Origin of the sequence: Candidatus Amarolinea dominans, assembly GCF_016704685.1 — a bacterium.
Classification (GTDB): Bacteria; Chloroflexota; Anaerolineae; order SSC4; family Amarolineaceae; genus Amarolinea; species Amarolinea dominans.
The window spans coordinates 1-22,933 of record NZ_JADIZS010000054.1 but is presented as its reverse complement, the minus strand read 5'-3'; the positions used below and the strand labels follow the sequence as shown (position 1 = coordinate 22,933).

Below are 22,933 nucleotides of genomic sequence, written 5' to 3'. Positions count from 1 at the left end.
CGTCAGGATTTTCAAAGGGATGAATATGCCAACCCACAAAGGCATTGTCAGCGCCAAAAATGCGTTGGTTGTCTTGGATGAGTGGGATAGAGTCAAGCCAGCCATTGCAGGATGTCGTTCAGTTTCTTGCGGCGGGTTATCAAGCTGTCCCACTCGAAGTAATCACGTTCGATCCGGTATGAAGTTGGAGCCTGCAGTTCGCCGCTGCGACCACTGCTTTGGAACTGCTCGAAGTTCATTCCATACTGATTTTCGTAGGCGCGTATCTGGACGCCGATCACCGATAGACGATGCTCGATCGCGTCCTTCATGGTCGTGTCGAACATCTATTCTCTCCTGGAAATTCGATGTGAATATCATTAATATCACCCAAATTATACCACAAGTCCCGTGTGCCTGCAGACTATCGCGCGCGAGCGTCATTACCTGGGAGCGCGGGCGGGGCGCCTGTAACATGCCCCAGTTTGCTCCAAGAAGGTGCGATTCCTCTGCGACCTCTGCGGTGAAGAAGGCGCTTACATTTGGAATTCCAGGCTGAGGGCCGCCGAATTTGACGCAATGAGTCATGTAAGGCACAATGGCAGGTGAGAGTCAGTTGAACAAGCAACCAGGACGAGGAAAAAGACGATGACGAATACGATGACCTGGCAGAGCGGAGTTTCGCAGGCTCCTGTCCCCCCATTGGCCGACGGGATGCCACTGCTTGGCAGCGCCCTCCCCTTGATGAACGACCCGCTCACTTTCCTGGAGCAGCAGTATCTGAAGCACGGCCCGGTGTTCACGGTCAAGGCGCTCAACCGGCGCTTCACGGTCCTGGCCGGCCCTGAGGCCAACCAGTTCCTGACCGCGGCCGGCGATGCGCATCTCAGCGGCCGTTACACCTGGGCCACCTTTGCCGATGAGATCGAATCGAAATACTTCCTGGCCGCCATTGATGGCGAACCCCATTCGCGCATGCGCAAAATTCTCAAGAAGCCCTACAGCCGCACGGCCATCATGGAGCAGTTGCCCACCGCGGTGACGTTGACGCGCACGCTGCTGGCAGACTGGCAGCCGGGCGCCACCTTCGTGGTCTTCCCCACCATACAGCGCCTGATCGGAGAACAGATCGGCCGTTTGCTGTTGGGCAGCGGGCCGGGCGACTATTTCCCAGACTTCGTCCTTTTCATGCGCACCCTGCTCAACGCCGTGCTGGGCCAATGGCCCAAAATCAGCCTGCGCCTGCCACCCTATCGCCGGGCCAAGGCGCGTGTCATGCAACTGGCCGCCGACATGCTGGCCAGCCATCGGGCACAGCCCAAGTCGGCAGACGATGGCGACTTGATTGATTACCTGCTGGCCGCCTCGGCCGACAACCCTGACATGCTCTCCGAGCCGGAACTGCTGATCGGCGCGCTGGGGCCTTACCTGGCCGGCATTGACACGGCCGCGGGCACAACCTCATTCCTGATCTATGCGCTGCTCAAACAGCCCGAAACGCTGGCCCGCCTGCAAACTGAAATTGACGCGGTTTTTGCCGCAGGCCCGCTGACCGCCGACCGGCTGCGCAAGATGCCCATCCTGCACGCCACCGCGCAGGAGACGCTGCGCCTCTACCCGGTGGCGCCGATGGTGCCGCGCACCGTCATCGAGCCGTTCACCTTTGCCGGCTGCCAGTTGCACGCGATGGAGCCGGTCATGGCCGCGACTGGTGTGGCGCATTTCGATCCGCGCATCTACAGGGACCCCCATCGCTTCGACATTGATCGCTGCCTGCCCCCGCGCCAGGAGACGCGCCAGCCCGGCGCCTTTGCGCCCTACGGCTTTGGTGCGCACACCTGCGCCGGCGCCGGTTTTGCCGAGGTGCTCATCATGCTCACCGCGGCCACGCTGTTCCACGAATTGGAATTCGCGCTGGCCGACCCGGCGTACCAACTGCGCCGCACCTACAGCCCCTCGCCCGCGCCCGACAAGCACTGCCGAGTGCGCGTGGTGCGGAGGAGGGGGTAGGGATTATTACCAGCCGATAGTGGCGGTGACGGCGGGGTGGTCGGAGGCTGGGCTGGGGATGAAGCGGGTTTGGCGCACGTCGGTTCCAGGTGAGACGAAGATGTGGTCAATTTTGCGCTGTGGCTGCTGACCCTGGTCGTCCCGCCAGGCGGGCCAGCGCAGGGTCCAACTGTCCGCCAACTGCTGCGTGGTCAGGCGATACTGCTCGCTGTCGGGCCGGAAGTTGAAATCGCCCAGCGCGATGACGTTCGTGCGTCCTGCCATCAGTTCGAGCAGTTGCTGCTGCTGAATGAGCGGCCCACCATTGCCCAGGTGATTGACGAAGACCTCGAAGGTGCGGTCGCCCACGGTGATTTGCGCGGCAATGACCGCCACCTGCTCTCCCTCGCTGAACTGGTAATAGGTGCGTGGATTTTCGATCGGGTAGCGGGAGAGCAGGGCGATGCCGAAGGTGCCGGCCACGGTCTTGGGGCCGTAGTAGGCGTACATGCCGAGCTGATTGGCAAAATAGCGCACCAGGTCGCCGTTGCCGCCGGCAATGCGCGCGTTGTCGGACTCCTGCAGGCCGATGATGTCCGCGCTGACCTCAGCCAGCAGCCGTAACTGCCCGGCCGGGTCGCGCTGCCCCTCCGCGCTGTAGCCCTGTTGAATGTTGTAGGTCAGGATGGTGAGTTGGCGGGCCTGACCGGCGGGCGGCGCTGGCTTGGCCGTGATCAGTTGGGCGCCCACAAGCGCCAGAACGCCCACCAGTGTCAGCGCGGCGGCTAAGACAGGCGTCGAAGTCCACGCGATCTGAGAGCGGGCCGTCTGCAGCAGGGCCAGCACGAGTACCACGCCGGCCGCCAGGTGAACCGCCCAGAACTGATTGCGGAACAGCGGGCCGATCACCGGGATGTAGTCGTAGACGGTGGTGAAGACGTGGGCGAAGATCATGACCAACAGGAAGAAGGCGGCCAGGCCAAAGCTGCGGCCCAGGCTGGGAAGCGAAGGCTGGCGTTGAGCGATGGTCTGCAGCAGCAGCACGGCATCGAGCAGCAGAATGGGCCAGAGCAGCAGCGTCAGAACCAGGGGGATGTGGAAGTTCCAGGGGATCGCCGGTTCGAGCAGGGGAAAGGCGGATGGGTCGGCCGTGAAGGCCGGCTGCTGCAGCCGGGCGGTCAGCGCCAGGGCCAGCAGGAGGATCAGGTTCAAGACGAGAATGACCGGGCGGGAGAGGGTCGGCAGCCCCTGCGGCCGCGCCATCAGCCAGCCAAAGCTCACCAACGCCAGGAAATAGAGAAACAGGATGAGCCGCTGATCCATGCCGGTCCAGCGCGCCAGGACATGGGGCGCGGAGAAGACGACATAGAGCAGGAAAATCACGGCCATGAGGCCCAGGACAGGGCCGGTAGCGCCACGGCCGGCCGCGGGTGGAGCGGCCGGCGTCTCGTGATCTTCCTGATCGGGCCAGCCACGAATCAGGAGAACCAGGACCAGCAGGGCCAGTCCCCAGCCGATGCCCTGGAACATGCCGCCGGTTGAAATGTCCGGGCCGGAGCCGAAGGTGCGCAGGGCCGCGGAGAGGGCAAGGGCCACGGTCAGCCCCTGCACCCAGGTCGGTTGCGCTGGCAGCGCGCTTGCGCCAGAGATAGGCCGAAAAGAGCAGCAGTGAGCAGGCCACACCCAGGCCGGCGACGAACATCCGGCCCCGCGTATCCAGGAAGGGCTCCAGCACACGGCTCAGCAGAACCAGGGCTGCCAGGATGAACAGCAGATGGCGCGGCCGGCCGCGGCGCCAGAGCAGCAGCAGGAGTGGGGAGAAGAAGAGCAGCACCGCCACGATCTCCGGCGGGATGTTGGTACCCAGCAGGCCGAACGCGTAGATGGCCTCCACGAAGTCAGCCAGGAGCTGGAAGAAAAAGAGGAAGAATACCGCATAGACGGTTGTGCGTTGTAAAGTGGGCGAAAGTCGCATCATGATCTCCTGTCTGGGAGCGGCAGCCGGACCGGCTGTCCGTGCTGCGCTGATGTGTATGCCGCGAGGGTGATTTGCAGCGCCCGGTAGCCATCTTCGCCGCTGACGGCGGGCGCGCGCTGTGTACGCAGTGCGTGAATGAATTCGGCCACCAGCGCTTGATCCGCGTCTGCGCCCCAAAAACGCCAGGTGTGGTCGCCGCGGCGCTGGTTGTAGATATCAAGATTTTGTCGAAAGGCATCAGCGCTGACCACACCCGCGTGCCGATCATCTCCAGCGCCAATCCGCCCCAGGTGGGGTAGTTCAGTGGTTTGCTCCAGCTGCAATCAATGCTGGCAAACACGCCATTGGCAAACGTGAGCATGACCAGTCCGCCGGTCTCTACCGTCACGCTGGCCGCATGCATGATACGATTGGTCTGCGCGTAGACTTCCACCACCTCGCTCTGCAGCAGCCAGCGCAGTACGTCCGCCAGGTGTACGATGTGATCCATCAGCGCACCACCGCCGGAGAGAGCCGGGTCCACAAACCAGGCCGCGTGCTGCTGCGGCATCTGTCCCTGGTTGGTGCCATTGCATGCGACCACTTGGCCCAGGCCACCGCGGTCGAGCAGGGCTTTGAGTTCGAGCAGCGGTGCGCTGAAACGCATGGGGAAAGCGGTCATCAGGCTGACCCCCGCGCGGCGGCAGGCATCTATCATGGCTCGACCGTCCTCCAACGTGGTAGCCAGCGGCTTTTCGCACAGGACAGCCACCCCGGCCGCGGCCGCCATCTCCACCAACGCCCGATGCCGCGTGTTTTCGGCGCAGACGATGACGCCATCGGGCCGGGCCGCCAGCAGCGCGTCATAAGAGGGGAAGGCGGTCATGCCGTAGGTCTGGGCAACATGCTGACAGCGTGCCTGGTCAGCATCGGCCGCACCGATCAACTCAACGCCAGGCAGGGCGCGCAGATTGGCGATGTATGAGATGACATGGTGATGAGCCAGGTTCAGAAGTCCAATGCGCATGGAACACCTCGAATGGTCCTGTTTAGTGACAGTCTTTGGCCGCCGTGACCGGTTGCGGTTCGGCCGCTCACTCAAGTTCCGGCAGGCGCGGCAGGTCAATGGCAACGCCGCGCTGTGCCGATTCGCGGGCCGCGAGGGCAATTTGCAGCGCGGCCAAACCATCCGCCGCGCTGACGCGGGCCGGCAACCCTTGTGTGATCGCGGTGTAGAACGCTTTGATTTCCGTGGTATAGGGGTTTTCTAACATCGGGCTGCCGGGGACACCTACATCGGGCACATCGCCCGCGCCTGCTTGCCGCAGGTAGGTAGCCAGGGCCAGGGTGTGGTCGGGGTGGCACTCGATCAGGCCATCGCTGCCGGCGATTTCCAGGCGTGTGCGGAAGGTGGGCGGTGGATAGGCCCAGGAGCCTTCGATGTGCGAGATGGCGCCATTGCGATGGGTTAAGATAGCCAGCGCATAGTCCACCGCGGCTTCCGGCTGTTGCTGCTGCAGGCTGCGCGCGTAGACGCGGGCCACATCGCCGGCGATCCAGCGCGCGTAATCGAAATCATGCACCATCAGATCCAGCATCATGCCACCGGACTTGTCAGGATCGAGAAACCAGTTGCCCACCGGTTTTTGGGGCTGATAGCTGGCGCGGCTGAGGCGTATCACGGCCGGCTGGCCGATCTCGCCCTGGGCCACGGCCGCCTGCGCGCTGGCATATTCGGGGAAAAAGCGCACGACATGCGCGACGAAGAGCCTGACGCAGGCCTGGCGACAGGCTGCGATCATCGCTTGGCCGTGCGCCACGCTCAGGGCCAACGGCTTTTCGCAGATGATGTGCTTGCCGGCTGCGGCCGCCTGCAGCACCAGGGGGTAGTGCAGATGGGTCGGCGCGCATACGTCCACCACATCCACCGCGGCCAGCAGCGCCTCCAGGTTGGGAAAAACTTGCGCCTGGTAACGGGCTGCCAGCGCGCGCGCTTCGGCCGGCGGATCGGCCAAAAAGCCGCAGAGGGTGGCCGGCGTTTGCGCCCAGCCGGCGGCGTGGGTGCTGCCCATCGCACCGGCGCCGATGATTCCGATACGCATCTGATTTCTCCTTCTGATGGCTTCTGGGCGGCCGTTCGTATCTTCTTAATTTGTAGGGGCGCACCCTTGCGGTCGCCCACGCGGGCAGGCGCAAGGCCATGCCCCTACTTGATGGCGCCGGCCGTCAGCCCGCGAATGAGTTGGCGCGAGAAGATGACATAGAGCAAGAGGATCGGCAGCATGGCCAGGGTCAAGGAGGCCAGGACGGCGTTCCAGTCGCTGACGAACTGCCCCAGGAACAATTGCGCACCCAGTGTGACCGTCTTGGTGGCTTCGCCAGGCGCCAGGATCAACGGGAACCAGAGGTCGTTCCAGATGGGAATCATGGTGAAGACGGCCACGGTGGCGATGGCGGGTGCCACCAGCGGCACGATCAACCCAAAGATGCGATATTCGTTGGCGCCGTCGATGCGCGCGGCATCGGTCAATTCACGCGGCACCTGGCGCATGAACTGCTGCAGGACGAAGATGGTCAGCGGCAGCCCCTGCGCCGTGTAAACCAGGATGAGCGCGGCCAGGGTGTTGATGAGACCCAACGAGACGATCAGCCGCAGGATGCTGACCGTGCCCAGGCGAATGGGGATCATGATGCCCAGGCTGAGGTAGAGTCCGAGCCACGCATTGCCGGGGAACGGGTATTCTGACAGCGCATATGCGGCCATAGCCCCGGTCAGCAGGACCAGCGCCATCGTGACGATGGTGACGGTCAGGCTGTTGAAAAAATAGCGCCCGAAGTCTGCGCGTAACAAGACCGTTGTGTAGCCGACCAGGTCGAAGGTGGAAGGCAGGGGCGGCAGCCAAGGGCGCGAGAAGATGGCACTGCGGCTCTTGAGCGAATTCATGACGATCAGGATGACCGGAAAGAGGGCAATTGCGGCATAGGCGATCAAGATGAGATGGGGCGCCAGGTTGCCCAGGCGCTGGCGCAGGCGTTTACCCCGCGAAGTTTGGATGATCGGTGCTGTCGTGGCTGTATTCATGCGTTTCTCCCGACGGCGGCTAGAGTTCATAGCTCTGCACGCGGCGTTGCCAGGCGAACAGGTAGAGTAAGACACCCACCAGAATGATGAGGAACATCATCGTGGCGACGGTCGCGCCCATGGTGGGGCTGCCAAGCTGCAATTGAAAGCCGAAGAAGGTGCGGTAGAAGAAGGTGCCCATGAGGTCAGTGCTGAAATTAGGCCCCGCCAGCGCGCCTTGCACGGCGTAGATCAAGTCGAACGCGTTGAAATTGCCCACGTAGGTCAACACGGTCACCGTACCCACCGTGGGTAGGATGAGCGGAAATTTGATGCGCCAGAAGATACTCCAACTGCTGGCGCCATCCACCCGCGCCGCTTCCACCCACTCTTCGGGAATACCGATCAGCGCCGCGTAGAAGAGCATCATGGGGATGCCCACGAACTGCCAGACCGATATCAGCGCAAGGACGATCAGAGCGGAGCCGGCGTGCCCCAGCCAGGGTTGATAGAGCGCGCCCAAGCCCACCGCGTGCAGTGCGCCGCTGGCGATGCCCCACAGCGGGTTGAGGATGAGCTGCCAACTGAAGCCGATGATGACTACCGATAGCATGGTGGGCATGAAAAAGAGCGTGCGGTAGACGCCGGCGCCGCGCCGGCGCGGATTGCTGACCAGTGCCGCCAGCAGCAGTCCAACCGGGTTTTGCACCAGGGTGTGTACGGCGAAGAAGATGAAATTGTTCTTGAGCGCGCCCCAAAAGCGTGGCGCCCATAGATCATCGGTGAGCAGGACGACAAAATTGCGCAATCCGACGAACAGTTCCGGCCCGCCCTGGGTGGGGGTGCTAAACAGGCTCAGGCGCAGAGAATCGAGCAGAGGGTAGACCATGAACAGGGTGTAGAGTACCGTGGCCGGGGCCAGAAAGACGACAAGGTAGGTGGGAAAGGGTTTGCGACCGGAACGATGGATGTCAGGCGGTGATGGCATCATGGGCCTGCTTTCCTGGCAACGAAGTAGAGGCACGGTGGGGCTGCGGCGGCGGGACGCAACAGGCGGTTATGGCGAGACCGGCAAGGCGCACGGCCCAGTGCCTGTGCGTCCCGCTCACCGTGGTGCGACGCGGCCGGGATCGGCCGGCCACGTCGCACCGGGGACGGTTGGCTTAACCTAGGGCTTGTACCACTTTTCCAGGCCATCCTGGATGCGCTTGGCCGCCGCGTCGGGCGTCAAGGTGCCGGCGATGACCTGCGCGCTCACATTCCACAGTTCGTTCTCCAGATTTGGCTCGCCGCGCGAGAGAATCTGGTAGGAGTTGCGGATGGTGGACTTGCACGTCCCGCGCCAGTTCAAGAACTCCTGCGCCAGTGGATCGGTCAGGGCGATCTTGTGATTGGACAGGGTGAAGAAGCCGGGCAGCGCGTTGCTGTACAGCTCGGCAAACTCCGCTGTCGTCATCCATTCCAGGAATGTGCGCGCTTCAGCGGCGTGTGCGCTCTTGGCGTTCATGCCCAGGGCGATGTCGGTATGGTCGCTGATGTAGCAGGTGTCGCCCTCGTTCTTGGTGGGCGGCGAGAACGCGCCCATTTTGAATTTGGCCTGTGTGTTGAAGAGCGAAATCTCCCACGAGCCGGCCGGATAGATGGCGGCCTTGCCCAGGGTAAACAGGTTTTGCGAGTCAGGGTACTTGACGGCCTCGAATCCCTGCGGCATGTACGGCTTCCAGGCTGCGAGCATGTTCCAGACATTGACATAATCAGCGTCGGTGAACTTGGCCTTGCCCGCGATCAGGGCCAGGCGGCCATCTTCGCCCTTCCAGTAGTTGGGGCCGATGTTTTGGAAGCCCATCGTGGCCGCTTCCCACTGATCCGCCGTGCCCATGGCCAGCGGGGCGTAGCGCCCGTCCTTCTTGATCGCCTCCAGCGCAGCTATCAGCTGGGCTTCGGTCTTCGGTGTACTCAAGCCGAGTTCCTTGAAGGCATCGGCGTTATAGATGAAGCCGTGAATCACAGACGCCATTGGCACACAGAAGGCGTTCTTACCGTCGTCGGTGATCCAGGCGCTCTTGGCGACCGCACTGAAGTTGTCCATGCCTGGCAGGTCGCTCAATGAGGCCAGGTAGCCCTTGTTGTACAGGCCCAGCGACACGTCGAACGGACGGCAGGTAATGAGATCACCGGCGGTACCGCCTTCCAGCTTGGCATTGAGCGCGGCGTTGTACTCTGTGGGCGCGCTGGGAGCAAAAACAACCTTGATATTCGGATACTTGGCATTGAACGCGGGGATGATCTTGTCTTGCCAGATCGTCAGGTCATCGTTGCGCCAACTTTCGATGGTGAGCGTGACCGTTTCGCCGCTGGTAGCCGCTTTGGTCGGCTCGGCCGGCTTGGCTGTGGGGGCTGTCGCCGGTGTACAACCGGTGAGCAGTAGCACTGCAATCAAGAGCAGTGCCAACAACGGACGCATGGACTTCATGAGTTTGCTTCTCCTTCTGATTCGTATGTGCTGACAGTTTGTGCTATGGAATGAGAATTTTTTAACTGTCCAGTTCCGAGCGAATTCTGAGCATATAGACAGCACCAAAGCGGACACTTATTTAATTCTCATTCCTATCTGTGCCTGTCTTTGGGCGCCAGGCACGCCCGATCGGGTGTTTGCGCGAGGACTGCGCAGGATGATAGCCCGATTGCAGAGGGTTGTCAAATCGCCCGCGGCGCAGCCAGGGAATTCCAAATGTACCCTGGTTTTTTACCACAGAGATCACAAAGAACGCAGAGAAGTTGCCGATTTGCGTCTGATCTGCCGTTTCTTTGTGTTCTCTGTGCTCTTTGTGGTTGAATGTGTGCTACATTTGGAATTTCTGCCTGGCGGCACAACAGGTTGACGGATGACGCAGGTTGTGCTAAGGTGCTAAGGTAAATGCACGCCGCCGAATGAATTCTGGGCGAGGGGGTGCCCCGCCGCAAGATCGGCCTGCGCCGACCGGCATTGCGCCTGCGCAATCGCCCCCCTGCCTGCCTGCATGCATGGAGGTTCTCTTGTCTGTGATTTCACACCGTCCCTATGTGATCGGCATTGCCGGCGGCACGGCCTCTGGCAAGACGACGATGACGAACACCATCGTGCGCACGGTTGGCCCCAGCCGCGTGGTGATCATTGCCTACGACTCCTACTACAAGGATTTGAGCCATGTCCCGCTGGCCGAACGCCTGCTGACGACCAATTTCGATCATCCTGATTCCCTGGATACGCCCCTCCTGGCCGAGCATTTGCGTCAACTGCGCCGCGGTGAGGCGGTGGAGACGCCCACGTATGACTTTGTCACCTGCACGCGGCTGGCAGCCACGCGCCTGGTGGAGCCGTGCGATGTGATCATTGTGGACGGCATCCTGGCCCTGGCCTCGGAGGAGCTGCGCGGTCTGTATGATCTGAAGATTTTCGTAGACCTGAGCGCGGACGAGCGCCTGCTGCGACGCATCGAGCGCGATGTGCGCGAGCGCCAGCGCACCATCGAATCGGTGATCGCGCAGTACCGGCAAACGGTGCGACCGATGCACGATCAGTTCGTGGAGCCGAGCAAGCGCTTCGCCGATTTCATTGTCTCCGGCGAGACAACGCAGAGCCATGCGCTGGAAACCGTGGCCGGCCATGTGCGCGCCCGCATCTTGAGCGCCCGCCTGGACGCGCTGCAGCAGATTGGCGCCGCGCTGCTGGCCGCGGATCCCACCACGGTGAAGAACGACATCGTGCGCCTGGCCGCGCAGGAACTGCTGGCCGACACGGTGACGCTGCATCAGTACGACGCCGGCCGCGGCGAGTTCCTGGCCCCGGCCACATTTTCAGCCTCCTGGCCGCCCGGCGGGGAGATGGCCCTGCCGCGACGTCAGGGCCTCAGCGCCTATGTCATTGCGCATGGCACGGTGGTGGTGCCTGATGCCACCAACGACCTGCCGCCTGACCTGGTGCAGACTGCGCATTTTCGGGCCAGCGGCACGCAGGCCTTCGTCGGTATGCGTTTGCAGCAAGGGGAGACGCCGGTCGGTGTTCTTTTTTTCAATTTTCGCAGCCCGCGTGCCTTCGGGCCGGACGATGTCGCCATTGCCGGCATCCTGGCAACCTATGCCGCGGCCGCCATTGCGCGCGGCCGTCAGTCCGCGCCAGGCGGCTGATGAACAGCCAGCGGCTCCAAATGTACCCGGAATCGAGGCTTCAGCCGGTCTGCCGCTCACCAACAACCGGCTAAGGCCTCCATTCCAGATGTCTTCAGCGACCACATTTGGAATTCCTGATGAACAGCCGGACGTTTTGACAGGCGTCGCGTCTTCGGGTAAAATTTTGTTGTTCGTGGGCGACTAGCTCAGTTGGTTAGAGCGCTTCCCTTACAAGGAAGATGTCACAGGTTCGAGTCCTGTGTCGCCCACCTCAACGCGATGCCCTACTGACTGGCCGTCGGTGTTCTTCCGGCGGCGTATTTGTTTTCGTGGGCCTGGCGTTTGGGCCGTAGCCTGAGCAGTCATTGAGGAGATGGGCAGGAGATGACGGTGGGAGAAGAACTGCGCCGTTTGCCGGCGGTGGACAGGCTGCTGCTTGCGCTGCCGGTTGATCTGCAGACGCAGGCCGGTCACGCCCTGACGCTGGCCGCAGCGCGCGCCGTGTTGGAACAGGCGCGCGCCGCCATCCAGCAGGGCGCCGCCTGCCCCGCGCTGGCCGACCTGGCCGGCCAGGTGCAGCAGCAGGTGCAAATGACCCTGCGCCCCAGCCTGCAAGCGGTCATCAATGCCACCGGCGTCATCATTCACACCAACCTGGGCCGCGCTCCCCTCAGCCAGGACGCCAGCGCCGCGGTCGCGGCCCTGGCCTCCGGCTACAGCAACCTGGAGTATGACCTGGTGACCGGCAGCGCTACGATCGCGCCGCGGCGCTGCTGGTGCGGCTGACCGGCGCAGAGGCGGGCCTGGTGGTCAACAACAACGCCGCGGCCGTCTTCCTGGCGCTCAGCGCGCTTTTTGCCGGCCGCGAGGTGATCATCTCGCGCGGCCAACTGGTGGAGATCGGCGGCGGTTTTCGCATTCCAGATGTGCTGCGGGCCAGCGGCGCCCGCCTGGTCGAGGTGGGCACGACCAACCGCACCCATCTGGCTGATTACAGCCAGGCCATCACGCCGCAAACGGCCGCGCTCATGCGTGTGCATTTTTCCAACTTCCGCCAGCTCGGCTTCACGGCCGAAGTGGGCCTGGCCGACCTGGTCAGCCTGGCGCACACGCAGGGGCTGGTTGTGGTGGACGACCTGGGCAGCGGCACCCTGCTGGACACCGCACTCTTTGGCCTGTCGCCGGAACCGACCGTGCAGACCAGCGTGGCGGCCGGGGCTGATCTTGTCACTTTCAGCGGGGACAAGCTGCTGGGCGGGCCGCAGGCGGGTCTCATCGTGGGGCGGGCCGACCTGATCGCCCGGCTGCGCAGCCATCCGCTGGCGCGGGCGCTGCGCGTGGGCAAGCTGACCCTGGCCGCGCTCAATGCCACCCTGCTGCACTATGTGCGCGAGGACGCGCTGACCATGCTGCCGGTCTGGCAAATGATGGGCGCACGCCTGCCCGATTTGCAGGCGCGGGTCGAATCCTGGCGTCAGGCGCTGGCCGCGGCCGGTATTCCGTGCGCAGCCGTGGCGGTGCAGAGCACCGTGGGCGGCGGCTCGCTGCCCGGCGAAACATTGCCCAGCGCCGCGCTGGCTGTGCCGGACGCGGCGGGCCTGCTGGCAAGGCTGCGCCAGGGCCAGCCGCCGGTGGTCGGCCGGACGGCCGATCAGCAGGCGCTTTTCGATGCGCGCACCGTGCTGCCCGCACAGGACGCTGATCTCCTGGCCGCGCTCATCGGGGCATGGCAAACATGACACAAGAACCGGTTTCGTTCACCTTGCAGGGCCGCGTCATCCGGGCTGGGCAGGCGACAGGGATCGCGCTGGTTTCGCCCGCGCCGATTGGCTTCCTGGGCGGCGTGGACCCTGACACCGGCATCATCATCGAGCCAAACCACCCCCTGCATGGGGAACGCATCACCGGCCGCGTGCTGGTCTTTGCCACCGGCAAAGGCAGCACGGTCGGCTCCTACACCATCCTGCGTCTGGCCGCCGCGGGTCAGGCGCCGGCCGCGATGATCGCCCGCGAGAGCGAGGCCATCGTGGCCGTGGGCGCCATCATCGGCGATATTCCCATGGTGGATCAGATTGACGTGGGCCTGATCCAGAGCGGCGATCGCGTGCGCGTGGACGGCGCGCAGGTGACGGTCGAACGGGACCGGGCCTGATGCGCACCGTCTTTCTCAAGTTGGGCGGCTCGCTCATCACCGACAAGCGCACGGCGTTGACCCCCCGGCCGGATGTCATTCAGCGCCTGGCGCAGGAATGTGCGGCCGCGCAGGCGCAGGCGCCCGATCTGCGCCTGCTGCTGGGGATGGCAGCGGCTCGTTCGGTCACATGGCTGCCCGGCGCTATCAGACACGGGCCGGCGTGACCACCGCTGCGGACTGGCGCGGCTTTGCCGAGGTGTCACGCGTGGCTGCCCAGCTCAATCGCCTGGTGGCCGACGCGTTTGGCGCGGCCGGCGTACCGGTCTGGAGCCTGGCGCCTTCGGCCAGCGCGCTCTGCCGCGACGGGGAACTGCTGACCCTGGCTGACCGTTCTGTCAGCACGGCCCTGCGCCAGGGCCTGACCCCGTTGGTCTACGGCGATGTGGCGCTGGACGAGTGCGCGGCGGGACGATCGTTTCGACCGAAGAGGTATTCGATTGGCTGGCGCGGCGTTTGCGGCCGGACTTCATCCTGCTGGCCGGCATGGTCGGCGGGGTGTACGATCGGGATCCGCTGGCCGACGCCAGCGCGCAGCCCGTGCCGCTGATCTCCGCCGCGGACCTGACGCCGGTTGCGGATGGCCTGGGCGGCTCGCACGGCGCGGATGTTACTGGCGGCATGGCCAGCAAGGTGCGGGTCATGAGCAACCTGGTGCAGGCGCTTCCCGGCCTGCAGGTACGTTTTTTCAGCGGCGAACAGCCCGGCGCCATCACCCGGCTCTTGTTGCAGCCAGAGCTGCCGATCGGCACGCTGCTGCGTTGAGCAGTTAGGTTGAGCAGTTAGGGTAGGTTGAGCATTTAGATGGAGAAGCCTGTTATGCAAGCATGGTCTCATGCAAGCCATCTTGATTCGAGGAATTGTTGATGCAAGGCACGGGTATCCAGTGCAAACATTGTGGCACTCCGCTGCGTCGCGGGGTAGGAGTGTGCCCGGTTTGCGGCAGCGTACAGCCGCGCGCAGTCACCACCGTGCGCTGCCGCGCCTGCCGTAAGCGCAGTCAGGCGGCTCTGCAGGTCTGCCCACACTGCGGGCGTGATCTGAAATCGGCCGGCTGGCGGCTGCCGCTGCAGACAGTGGCCCTGGGAGTCGTAGGGGTCCTGGCCGTGGCATTTCTCATCAGCCGCGTCAGCCTGCCCGATGCCAGCCAGGCCCTGGCGTCCCTGGCGCCCACGATTACCCTGCCCACTATGACTCCCGCTCCTACCGTGACTGTGCCTGCGCCGGCGGTGGAGGTTCCCACCGATGCTCCGCCGCCGATCGAGGCGACTGCGCCGCTGACGACGACCGGGGAAGTGACCCTGACCGTGGAGATCACGCCGGCTGCCACCCTGACAACCACTGTCATTCTGGACGTGTCGCCAACGCCTACCGCCACGGCCACGCCGACGGCTTCGCCGCAGCCCACGGCCACAGCTACCGCCCGTCCGGCTACAGTAACAGCCACCGCTTCCTCGACCGCAACGCCTCGCCCGGCCACTGCCACCGCGACGCGCGTGCCTGCCACGGCAACCCCGGTCAGGGATGCGTCGGGAACCACGCGCTACACGATCCGCGCCGGCGACACGCTGTCGGCCATTGCCGCCCGGTTCAATACCTCGGTCGCGCGGCTGCTGGCGCTCAACCCTGGGCTGAATCCGAGCCGCTTGCAGGTGGGCGCGCAGATCCTGGTGCCAGGGCCGGGGGCCACTGCCACGCCCGCGCCCGGGGCTACCGTCACCCCGGCGTCCACCAACACCCCGCCGCCACAAGCGCCTGCGCCAGACCTGGTTGGCCCCGCTTCCGGCAGTTCGTATTCCGGCGAGGATGCCGTTATCCTGCTGAGCTGGCAGGTGGTGGCCGGTTTGCCAGACTCGATGGCCTACCTGGTGGAGATCGGCTTCAGCCTGGGCGGCGTCTTCGATTGGCGCGTTGCCGAAGCGACCACGAACGCCAGTTGGCGGGTTTCCAACCTGCTCTACGGTCAGGCCGATCAGGAGTCAGGGCGGCGCTATAGTTGGCGTGGTCGTGGTCAGTGTGGCGCGTGACGCCGGGCAATATCAGCGCGTGGCAGCGCTTGGTCCCAGCGAAGACGCGATTTTTGTGGAATTAGCTCATGGATAAGAACCTTTCACAGACCCTCGATCTGCTCCGGCAAGAATCTGACACGATTCCTTACCCGGTTTTTGGCGGTCTGTCGGACCTCAGTCGCAGCGACATGGCGCTCTTGCAGGCTGCCTGGAGCCATTGGAGCCTGACGCGGCGCCAAAAGCTCATCCAGGCCTTGAATGTGCGGGCAAGGGCGCGTGTAGAGCTTGACTACACCATGATCTTGCTGTGGACGTTGGCTGACGCTGATCCCACCGTGCGCCGCCTGTCCATCGAAGGGCTGCGGGAAGACGACGATGAGAGCTTGATTCCGCTGTTCGTGCAAGCCCTGCAGACCGACCCTGACGCCGAGGTACGGGCCGCCGCGCCAAAGCCCTGGGGCAATTCGTGTTGCTCGGCGAGTATGAGGAGATTGCCGTCGCCAACGCGGGCGGCGTGCTGCCAGCCCTCTTGGCGACGGTCGCGTCCGCATCTGAGTTGCTCAGCGTGCGGCGCCAGGCGGTAGAAGCGGTCGGCTATGCCAGCGATCAGCGGGCGCGCGCAGTGATCGAGGATGCGTACCGTGATGAGGATGAAGCGATGCAGGCGAGCGCCCTGCGGGCGATGGGGAACAGCGCCGATCGCCACTGGAACAAGACGGTGCGATGCGCTGGACAGTCACTCGCATGTCAAGCGCCTGGCGGCCGTCTATGCCGCCGGCGAACTCGAGATTCAGGCCGCTGCCCCGCGTCTCATCATCTTGCTGGACGACCCTGACCCTGCCATGCGCCGCGCAGCCGTGACCGCGTTGGGAACCGTTGGCGGCCCCCTGGCGCTCCGGCGTTGCAAGCCGTCTTCCGTGCGGAGGACGATGACCTGGAGTTGCTGGCGGCCGATGCCCTGGAAACGCTCGATTTCAACAGCCTGACCCTGACCGACGCCGATGATGAGTTTGGCGATGAGTTGGATGATGAGATTGACGATGAGAAAGAGGACGATGAGGACGATGACCAGGATGTCGCCGACGATGATTTTGACGATTGACGATGGTAAGCGTTCAGGCCCTCACCCCCCGGCCCCCTCTCCCGTCGTGGAAAAGCACACGACGGGAGAGGGGGAGCGGCCACACCTCACCCCCCGGCCCCCTCTCCCGACGACAGCAGTTCCGTCGTCGGGAGAGGGGAGGGGTGAGGGTCTGAACGCTTATTGAAGATGAAGATAAGAGGCGCTGGACGGAGCATATGATGGCTACAGGACAACCATTTCGACGCAAGGAGGCTGTGGGCAAGGCGCTGGATTCTGCAACGTGTCATTGACCTGTTGAACGAAGGCGCGCGGCTGCTGGCCACTCAGCGTCCTGGCGAAGCCCTGACGCCGCTGCGCGAAGCGCTGCTGCTGGCGCCTGACAATGTCTCGGTGGCGATCAACCTGGGAGGCGCCTACATCATGCAGCGCAAATACCGCCAGGCGGCGCCGATCCTGGAACGGGCGGCTGAGTTGGAGCCTGACAATGCCATGGTCTGGCTGAACCTGGCGGCAGCGTACCTGGGGCGCTTGGAGTTGTCCACCCGAGCGACCCAGGACCAGGCCATCGCGGCCTTCGAGAAAGCGGCGCAGATTGACCCAAACCTGCACAATGTGCATTACAACCTGGGCTTGATCTACAGGGACCGCGGTGAGATGGCGCGCGCCTGTGCGCATTTTCAGCGAGCCGTTGAAATCGCTCCCCATGACCGCGACGCCAGCCATTGGTTGCAACTGCTGCAGCAGGGCGTTTCCACGGAGCCTACGCCAACTGGCAATGATTAACTCAACCGCAAGCGATCACACCGCTCTCACGCCTGACCAGGAGCCGCCTGACCGCGGCGCAGAGCGTTCAGCGCAGAGCCATGACTCACCCGGTTGGGTGACGCGCCGTTTTCGCGCCAACCCCATGCGCACGGCCTGGGTCGTCACGGTGATCTCCTTTATTACGTGTTGCGCCCTGGCCATTGCGGCGCCGCTGACCGCGCGGGGTTTCGTCCTCTACGCCACGGACACCCGCCCCCTCGAACTCAATGTGATTGATGGCGCCGTGTTGGTGACCACCGCCCGAACCCGCGACACGCAAGCCGTGGTGTCACGCGCGCCAGTCAGCGAAGATCAGCGCGTCGCGACCGATGAAAAATCGAGCGCCATTCTCACCTTTTACGCCGACGAGAAGGCGCAGGAATCGCTGGCGACCATCACCCTCTACAACAACGCCTCTTTTCTGTTGACCACCGCGCGCGTGCCCCGTTTTAGCTACAGCGGCGCGGCCGACCGCCTGAGTCTCTATTTGGAACATGGCCGTATCCGGGTCAGCCCTTCGCACCGCAGCGCGCGGCCCTTGCAGGTCGTCGTGGAGACCCCTCATGGCTCCGCTCACTTACCCGATGGCAGTTATTCGGTTGAGGTGCGCAACGAGGAGACGCGGGTGACCACGCGCGGTGGCGAGGCGACCGTCATCGCCGGCGGCCAAGTGGTCATTGTGCTTGCCGGGGAGCGCACCCGCATCGCCGCGGGTCAGGCGCCCGACGCACCGCAGCCGGTGGAACAGGACTTGCTGGGCCAACGGTGTTTTGCCCGGCAACCTGGATGGTTGGAGCAGCAAGAGCTTTGTGGACGTGCGGGAAGATGCTCAGAAGAACGTCGGCATTGGCACGGTGCAGGTGATCACACGGGATGGGCGCCAGGCGGTTTTCTTCTCCCGCCGTGGGCAGGAAGGCGTGCATGCCGAAACCGAGATTCGCCAGGACCTCCAATGTGGACGTGCGCGACTTCGACGCACTCAACATCACCTTCTACGTGCAGTTGGTCTTTCAGAGCCTGCAAGGTGCGGGGATGCAAAGCTCCGAGTTTCCGCTGGCCGCGCAAATCAGCTACACCGACATCTACGGCGTGGAGCGTCTGTGGACATCGGGCTTCTACTATCTCGATCTCGATTCTTCGCGGCCCTGGCCCTTGCGCAACGTGCAAAAGATCCCGCGCGGCGTCTGGTATGCCTATGAATCTCCCGATCTCATCGAACTCCTGAGGGAGACGCGGCCGTCGCACATCAACTGGATTCGCTTCTACGCGTCCGGCTACAACTACGAGAGCCTGATCTCGGAAGCCGAGTTGTTGGTGCGTTGATGGGTGGGTAAGACACCGATGTTCCTGGCTCGCGAGCGATTGAAATCCCTGATGGGCGTCCGCCGGGCGGGGCGGCGGGGGCGCGGGGCGGGCGTCCACCTGCGTGGACGCGCGCCCGGGCGCGATTGAAATCGCCCTGATGGGCGTCCCCCGCGGCGTCCACCTGCGCCCCGCCCTGGGCGAGGACGCCCTGATGGGCGTCCCGCCGGGCGTCCACCTGCGTGGACGCGGCCGGTCGGCGCAGGCCGACCTTGCGCGGACGCCCCTTCGCCCCGCATTCGGCGGCGGCGCGCCCTTCGCTCTTCGGCGGCCGTCTGCGGGCCTGGCTGCCGCTGCTCCTGGCTCTGCTCATCTTCTGCAGCTTGGCCGCGTATCAGCTCGATCTGCCCGGCCTTCATTATGATGAGGCCAAAGAGGCCGGGCTGAACGCCATGCAGCTTGTGCGCGGCCAGCCCGTGACCCTCTTTCGCAACGCCGGGCTGCACCTCTTTGGCCTGACGCTGCCCAACGTGCGACTACATCGGCGCGCTCAACGTCTACCTGGCGCTACCGTTTCTGGCCTGGGCGGCGCCGGCGTCTTCGCCCTGCGGGCTCTGCCCATCGCCTGCGCCGGCCTGACGCTGATCTTTCTATCTGTTCGCCGCGGCCGCGTTCAACCGGCGCACAGCCCGGCCTGGCCGTCCTGCTGCTGGCCGTCAATCCTTCGTTCGTCTTCTGGAGCCGGCAAGGCATTCTCGTCACCAACGTCACTGTGACCCTCTTCTGCGCCAGCCTGTGGACCGCCTGGCGCTGGCAGCAGACGCGCCAGGCGCGCTGGCTGTGGCTGACCGGCTTCCTGTGGGGCCTCGGTCTGTGGGCCAAACTGCTCTTCATCTGGGCCATCGGCGCCATGCTGGTGATTGCCGCGCTCGGCTGGCTCCGGCGGGGTGCATTTCGACCGTGGGGCGTAGCCCACGAAGGCGGGCTGCGCAGTCGTTACAGCGACGTGAGCCGCCGGACAGCAGTACGCCAGTGGGTTGGGTTTGGGTTGGCCTTCCTGGCCGGCGTCTGGCCCCTGCTGCACTTCAATCTGCAGACTGGCGGCACCGTGACCAGCATCCTGGGCAATCTGAACACCTCACTACGGCGTCAGCAACACCCATTTTGCGGCCAACCTGGGCAAACGCATCGAACAGATCGGCATCCTCCTGCAAGGGCATCACTTCTGGTACCTGGGCGAGGTGTACGCCAATCCGGTCGCGCGGTGGGCGTTGGCCGGCCTGCTGGCAGCCGTGACCCTACTTGGGCTGGAGGTCTACCTGGCGTTCGAGGCGCCCAAGCCGGGTCAGGAGGATCTGCCGGCCGGCCTGGCTGCAGCGCATCAGTGCGTCGGCCCCGTTCTCTGGCGCCGCGTGCTGGGTTTGACGCTGCTGGCCGCGCTCATCGTCGTGCAGAGCCGCTTCCACCGTTTCAGATCTGTTCATCACGCATTTTGCGTTGTTGCTGCCGCTGCTGCCCTTGCTGTGCGACGCGGCCGACCTGCTGGCGCAGCACGGTCGCCGGCCTGCGCTGCTGGCGTTCGCTGCGCTGTTGGTTTGGGGCGGCTTCGATGCCTGGAATACCGTGCGCTACCACGCCGTCCTCACCGCCAGCGGCGGTTACGCAACCCATTCTGACGCCTCCTATCGCCTGACCGCCGACCTGGAAGCCCAGGGAATGACAGCGCCCATTGTTCTGGATTGGGGCATTGATGCGCCGGTGGCGTTCTTGGCGCAGGGCCGGGTTGCGCCCATCGAAGCCTTTGGCTACGCGCGCCTGGATCAACCCGACGCTGATTTTGCCGGCCGCCTGGCGCCCTTTATCGCCGACGCCAGCCGCGTTTATCTCCTGCACGCCTGAGTTCACCGTGTTTCAAGGTCGCCGCGAGGCCTGCCGGCGCTGGCGCGGGTCAGGGCCGCCGCCTGGAGGCGCTGGCGCTCTTCCGCGAGCGCAGCGGCCGTCCCCTGCTGGAACTGGTGCGGCTGGTTCCCGCGCCGTAGCAGTCAATCCTGAACAAATTCATTGAGCCAAATGGCACGTTTCTCACTTGAGGTAGCCCAGCCACCGCTCCTGATACGCGATCATCGTGTCCAATAGTTCATCAAGCCCCCGATACTGATTGACGATCGGATCCACCAGCAGCGCCTGGAGCGCGGCCGCCTTCGACTTGCGGATCACCGCTTCGGCGGTCAGGTCGTGGACGGCCACCTGGTTCATCAGCAAGCCGGCGAAGCCATGCAGGAGCTTCCCATCGGCAGACCGGTCACGCCGTCCTTGTTGACGACCGCCGGGACTTCGACCACGAGCCACTCCGGCAGATCGGCGATGAGGCCCTTGTTTGGGATATTGACCGCCTCTTCGATATAGCCCGCGTCGGTGAGGATCCCTCGATGACCGGGATGATCCGCTCCTTCAGCCGCAGCTCGATGCTGGGCTGGATATTCGCCAGGTATTCCTTGTAGAAGCGGTAGAAGTCCAGGATCTCCTTGTGGTCGGTCACGTCGTAGGCCCACGGGATGTACTCCCGAAGTGGCTGTCGCTGGTGATCGGCAGCAGGCCGAACTTCTCCAGGATCACCTGGAAGACGCGGCGCTCCGGCCAGGCTTCGGTCTCGAGGGCGGCGAAATCCTCCGGCTTGGGGCCACTGGCCGGTCTCCTTGAAATACTTGTGAACGGTGGTCATGGACGGCATCGCCGAAGAAGGCCGGCGCCAGGGCGCGGATGTCGGGATAAGCATCCTGACCGGTGGCCTTGTATTTGGCCGATAGCACCGCGACTGAAATGGTTCAGCCCGGCGCCCGCACTTCGAGCGCCTCGTAGGGCACGCCCAGGATGTGGGGCAGGAAGTTGGGCAGCGAGCCGATCTCGTGGCACATGCCGATAAATTTTAGCTCCGGGAAGGCTCGATGCACAGTGGTGCAGATGCGGCTCATCGGGTTGCTGAGGTTGAAGACGGTCGCCTGCGGGCAGATCGCCATGATGTCGGCGCAGATCTCCAGGATGGGCGGGATGATGCGCAGCGAGTGGAAGAGGCCGCCGGGGCCCGCCGTTCTCGCCGTACACCTGCTGCACGCCGACTGCTGCGGGATGCGCCAATCCTGCTCCCACAGCTCAAGCGGTTGCCCACCTCGATCGAGATGATGAGAAGTCGGCGCCCCTGCGACGCCTCGCGGCGGTTCGTGGTGGCGAAATGCTGAAGGGCAGGCCGTGCTCGGCGATGAACGCGCGGCCGGCCTCGGCGACCGCGGCGAGCGTCGTGGGGTTGATGTCGTGCAGCACGATCTCGCTGCCTTCAGGACCTTGCCTGCGATATCGCCAATCGTGCCGTAGCCGAACTGGGCGCTCCCTGCGCCGATCAGGACGATACGTTTTTTCATGATGTGCTCCGTGTGTGAAGTGAGGGTGTTTTGTCGCGTCCGGTGCGCGGATTCATAGTGTACCACAGGTTGTGGCCGGGCGCGAAAGTCACGCGCCTGGCGCCCTTTATCGATGCCAGCACCGTTTATCTCCTGCACCCACTGATCATAATCGCAACTCTCACGCTTGCTAAGGGGCACAGATGTAACACTTGTTTCGTGACGGCTCCTAAGTTGAAGGCGTTGAATGCGTGGGAAATGTTGGTTGACAGTGCAAGGGCCGGTGTATACTGAGGTCAGTGACAGAGCCGCGGCGTTTCACTGGCGGGACTAAATGTGGGAGTGCGTTGAAAACGATTTGCTACGCAAGTGCTGAAGCTGTCAGGAGTCTGATGATTCCATTGAATGATGAACCGCAATGCAGTAATCTATGGGAGTACTGCGAACAGATTAAGGCAGACAAGATGGGACTTCTTTTTGGAATGGGACCCGAAAACAAGGCCAGAGAAAACCTCAAAAAGCACAAGGTCAGTTTGAGGAGGCCAAAACGGTTTTAATAATCCTTCTTGTTCACCTTTGCCGACGAAAGAGCACTCGGAGAATGAACAGCGTTATATCAACGTAGGCACTTCGGCCGCCAGTAAGGTTTACTCGTCATTCACGTGAGGCGAAGTCACCGAAGAAACCTTGATTATTCGTATTATCAGTTGCCGAAAGCGACGGCTTCGAACGGAGAACCTATGAACAAGGAGAAGACTAGCAGACAAGTAAGGGCAGAAAGATCCGATATGCTGCCCGAATACGACTTCACTGGCAAGAAAGGCGTGCGATAGCAAATATTACGCGCCTACCAGCAAGGGCATACGGTCAGGATTTACAGAGCCGATGGAACGGTAAGCATTCGGTACTTCACACTGGAAGACGGTGCGGTTATGATGGACGACCCGGATGTGCGCCGGTATTTTCTGAACTCTAACGCCGTGAACGGCCCCTACGTTCTTTGATTGCCTGGC

At 63.6% G+C, this 22,933-nt stretch carries 23 protein-coding genes, 1 tRNA gene and 3 pseudogenes; 15 read left to right on the top strand and 12 right to left on the bottom strand.

Annotation, left to right across the window (positions count from 1 at the left end; all coding sequences use genetic code 11):
• Positions 1-92: 92 nt before the first annotated feature.
• The gene (locus IPF85_RS23285; RefSeq protein WP_343410436.1) at positions 93-326 is read right to left on the bottom strand and encodes a hypothetical protein; all 234 of its coding nucleotides are present in this window, start codon (positions 324-326) and stop codon (positions 93-95) included.
• Between the two features lie 301 nt (positions 327-627).
• On the opposite strand from IPF85_RS23285, the gene IPF85_RS23280 reads away from it, so the two are divergent.
• Positions 628-1,989, top strand: coding sequence for a cytochrome P450 (locus IPF85_RS23280; protein WP_343410435.1), 1,362 nt, complete (start codon positions 628-630; stop codon positions 1,987-1,989).
• A 6-nt stretch (positions 1,990-1,995) separates the two neighbouring features.
• Here IPF85_RS23280 and IPF85_RS23275 read toward each other — a convergent pair whose 3' ends face one another.
• From IPF85_RS23275 to IPF85_RS23245, 7 genes and pseudogenes are all read right to left on the bottom strand, one after another.
• Complete coding sequence (locus IPF85_RS23275) at positions 1,996-3,564, bottom strand: endonuclease/exonuclease/phosphatase family protein (RefSeq protein ID WP_343410434.1); 1,569 nt, start codon at positions 3,562-3,564, stop codon at positions 1,996-1,998.
• A 378-nt stretch (positions 3,565-3,942) separates the two neighbouring features.
• Positions 3,943-4,095 carry a Gfo/Idh/MocA family oxidoreductase gene (locus IPF85_RS23270; RefSeq protein WP_343410450.1) on the bottom strand — a complete coding sequence of 51 codons (153 nt, stop codon included), beginning with the start codon at positions 4,093-4,095 and terminating at the stop codon, positions 3,943-3,945.
• Between the two features lie 164 nt (positions 4,096-4,259).
• Positions 4,260-4,952: pseudogene (locus IPF85_RS23265) on the bottom strand (Gfo/Idh/MocA family oxidoreductase); the annotation flags it as partial.
• 67 nt (positions 4,953-5,019) lie between these two features.
• On the bottom strand, positions 5,020-6,027 hold the full coding sequence (locus IPF85_RS23260; protein WP_343410433.1) for a Gfo/Idh/MocA family oxidoreductase: 1,008 nt from the start codon (positions 6,025-6,027) through the stop codon (positions 5,020-5,022).
• A gap of 104 nt (positions 6,028-6,131) precedes the next feature.
• Positions 6,132-7,007, bottom strand: coding sequence for a carbohydrate ABC transporter permease (locus IPF85_RS23255; RefSeq protein ID WP_343410432.1), 876 nt, complete (start codon positions 7,005-7,007; stop codon positions 6,132-6,134).
• 19 nt (positions 7,008-7,026) lie between these two features.
• Positions 7,027-7,977: a sugar ABC transporter permease gene (locus IPF85_RS23250; protein ID WP_343410431.1), complete on the bottom strand. Its 951-nt coding sequence runs from the start codon at positions 7,975-7,977 to the stop codon at positions 7,027-7,029.
• Between the two features lie 177 nt (positions 7,978-8,154).
• Positions 8,155-9,459, bottom strand: a complete 1,305-nt coding sequence (locus IPF85_RS23245) for an ABC transporter substrate-binding protein (protein WP_343410430.1) — start codon at positions 9,457-9,459, stop codon at positions 8,155-8,157.
• 569 nt (positions 9,460-10,028) lie between these two features.
• Here IPF85_RS23245 and udk point away from each other — a divergent pair.
• From udk to IPF85_RS23190, 11 genes and pseudogenes are all read left to right on the top strand, one after another.
• Positions 10,029-11,153: a uridine kinase gene (gene udk, locus IPF85_RS23240; RefSeq protein WP_343410429.1), complete on the top strand. Its 1,125-nt coding sequence runs from the start codon at positions 10,029-10,031 to the stop codon at positions 11,151-11,153.
• Between the two features lie 177 nt (positions 11,154-11,330).
• A tRNA-Val gene (locus tag IPF85_RS23235) sits at positions 11,331-11,404 on the top strand.
• A gap of 115 nt (positions 11,405-11,519) precedes the next feature.
• Positions 11,520-12,874 (top strand): annotated as a pseudogene (gene selA / locus IPF85_RS23230) (L-seryl-tRNA(Sec) selenium transferase).
• Entirely contained in the window at positions 12,871-13,287 is a 417-nt protein-coding gene (locus IPF85_RS23225) for a DUF126 domain-containing protein (RefSeq protein ID WP_343410428.1), read from the top strand. The pseudogene selA and the gene IPF85_RS23225 overlap by 4 nt, the downstream one beginning before the upstream one ends.
• Complete coding sequence (locus tag IPF85_RS23220) at positions 13,287-13,493, top strand: hypothetical protein (protein WP_343410427.1); 207 nt, start codon at positions 13,287-13,289, stop codon at positions 13,491-13,493. The genes IPF85_RS23225 and IPF85_RS23220 overlap by 1 nt, the downstream gene beginning before the upstream one ends.
• Positions 13,490-13,876, top strand: coding sequence for a hypothetical protein (locus IPF85_RS23215; protein ID WP_343410451.1), 387 nt, complete (start codon positions 13,490-13,492; stop codon positions 13,874-13,876). Before IPF85_RS23220 ends, IPF85_RS23215 begins: the two co-directional genes overlap by 4 nt.
• Positions 13,783-14,091, top strand: a complete 309-nt coding sequence (locus IPF85_RS23210) for a hypothetical protein (protein ID WP_343410449.1) — start codon at positions 13,783-13,785, stop codon at positions 14,089-14,091. Before IPF85_RS23215 ends, IPF85_RS23210 begins: the two co-directional genes overlap by 94 nt.
• Positions 14,092-14,192: 101 nt before the next feature.
• Entirely contained in the window at positions 14,193-15,353 is a 1,161-nt protein-coding gene (locus IPF85_RS23205; RefSeq protein ID WP_343410426.1) for a LysM peptidoglycan-binding domain-containing protein, read from the top strand.
• 68 nt (positions 15,354-15,421) lie between these two features.
• Complete coding sequence (locus tag IPF85_RS23200; RefSeq protein ID WP_343410425.1) at positions 15,422-15,919, top strand: HEAT repeat domain-containing protein; 498 nt, start codon at positions 15,422-15,424, stop codon at positions 15,917-15,919.
• 317 nt (positions 15,920-16,236) lie between these two features.
• On the top strand, positions 16,237-16,437 hold the full coding sequence (locus IPF85_RS23195) for a hypothetical protein (protein ID WP_343410424.1): 201 nt from the start codon (positions 16,237-16,239) through the stop codon (positions 16,435-16,437).
• 276 nt (positions 16,438-16,713) lie between these two features.
• The gene (locus tag IPF85_RS23190; RefSeq protein WP_343410423.1) at positions 16,714-17,202 is read left to right on the top strand and encodes a tetratricopeptide repeat protein; all 489 of its coding nucleotides are present in this window, start codon (positions 16,714-16,716) and stop codon (positions 17,200-17,202) included.
• A 310-nt stretch (positions 17,203-17,512) separates the two neighbouring features.
• On the opposite strand, the gene IPF85_RS23185 is transcribed toward IPF85_RS23190, so the two are convergent.
• Positions 17,513-17,719: a hypothetical protein gene (locus IPF85_RS23185; RefSeq protein WP_343410422.1), complete on the bottom strand. Its 207-nt coding sequence runs from the start codon at positions 17,717-17,719 to the stop codon at positions 17,513-17,515.
• A 425-nt stretch (positions 17,720-18,144) separates the two neighbouring features.
• Here IPF85_RS23185 and IPF85_RS23180 point away from each other — a divergent pair, with 425 nt between their 5' ends.
• Both IPF85_RS23180 and IPF85_RS23175 read left to right on the top strand, forming a co-directional pair.
• Positions 18,145-18,546 carry a hypothetical protein gene (locus IPF85_RS23180; RefSeq protein ID WP_343410421.1) on the top strand — a complete coding sequence of 134 codons (402 nt, stop codon included), beginning with the start codon at positions 18,145-18,147 and terminating at the stop codon, positions 18,544-18,546.
• 221 nt (positions 18,547-18,767) lie between these two features.
• The gene (locus IPF85_RS23175; RefSeq protein WP_343410420.1) at positions 18,768-19,301 is read left to right on the top strand and encodes a hypothetical protein; all 534 of its coding nucleotides are present in this window, start codon (positions 18,768-18,770) and stop codon (positions 19,299-19,301) included.
• Positions 19,302-19,823: 522 nt separating this feature from the next.
• On the opposite strand, the gene IPF85_RS23170 is transcribed toward IPF85_RS23175, so the two are convergent.
• Entirely contained in the window at positions 19,824-20,009 is a 186-nt protein-coding gene (locus IPF85_RS23170) for a hypothetical protein (protein WP_343410419.1), read from the bottom strand.
• 13 nt (positions 20,010-20,022) lie between these two features.
• Between IPF85_RS23170 and IPF85_RS23165 the strand changes: the two genes are divergently transcribed.
• A complete protein-coding gene (locus IPF85_RS23165) occupies positions 20,023-20,424 on the top strand; it encodes a hypothetical protein (protein WP_343410418.1) in 402 nt (133 codons plus the stop codon).
• 183 nt (positions 20,425-20,607) lie between these two features.
• Here the strand turns inward: IPF85_RS23165 and IPF85_RS23160 are convergent.
• Positions 20,608-20,867, bottom strand: a pseudogene (locus IPF85_RS23160) (hypothetical protein).
• Between the two features lie 483 nt (positions 20,868-21,350).
• Complete coding sequence (locus IPF85_RS23155; RefSeq protein ID WP_343410417.1) at positions 21,351-21,941, bottom strand: hypothetical protein; 591 nt, start codon at positions 21,939-21,941, stop codon at positions 21,351-21,353.
• Between the last annotated feature and the right edge of the window lie 992 nt (positions 21,942-22,933).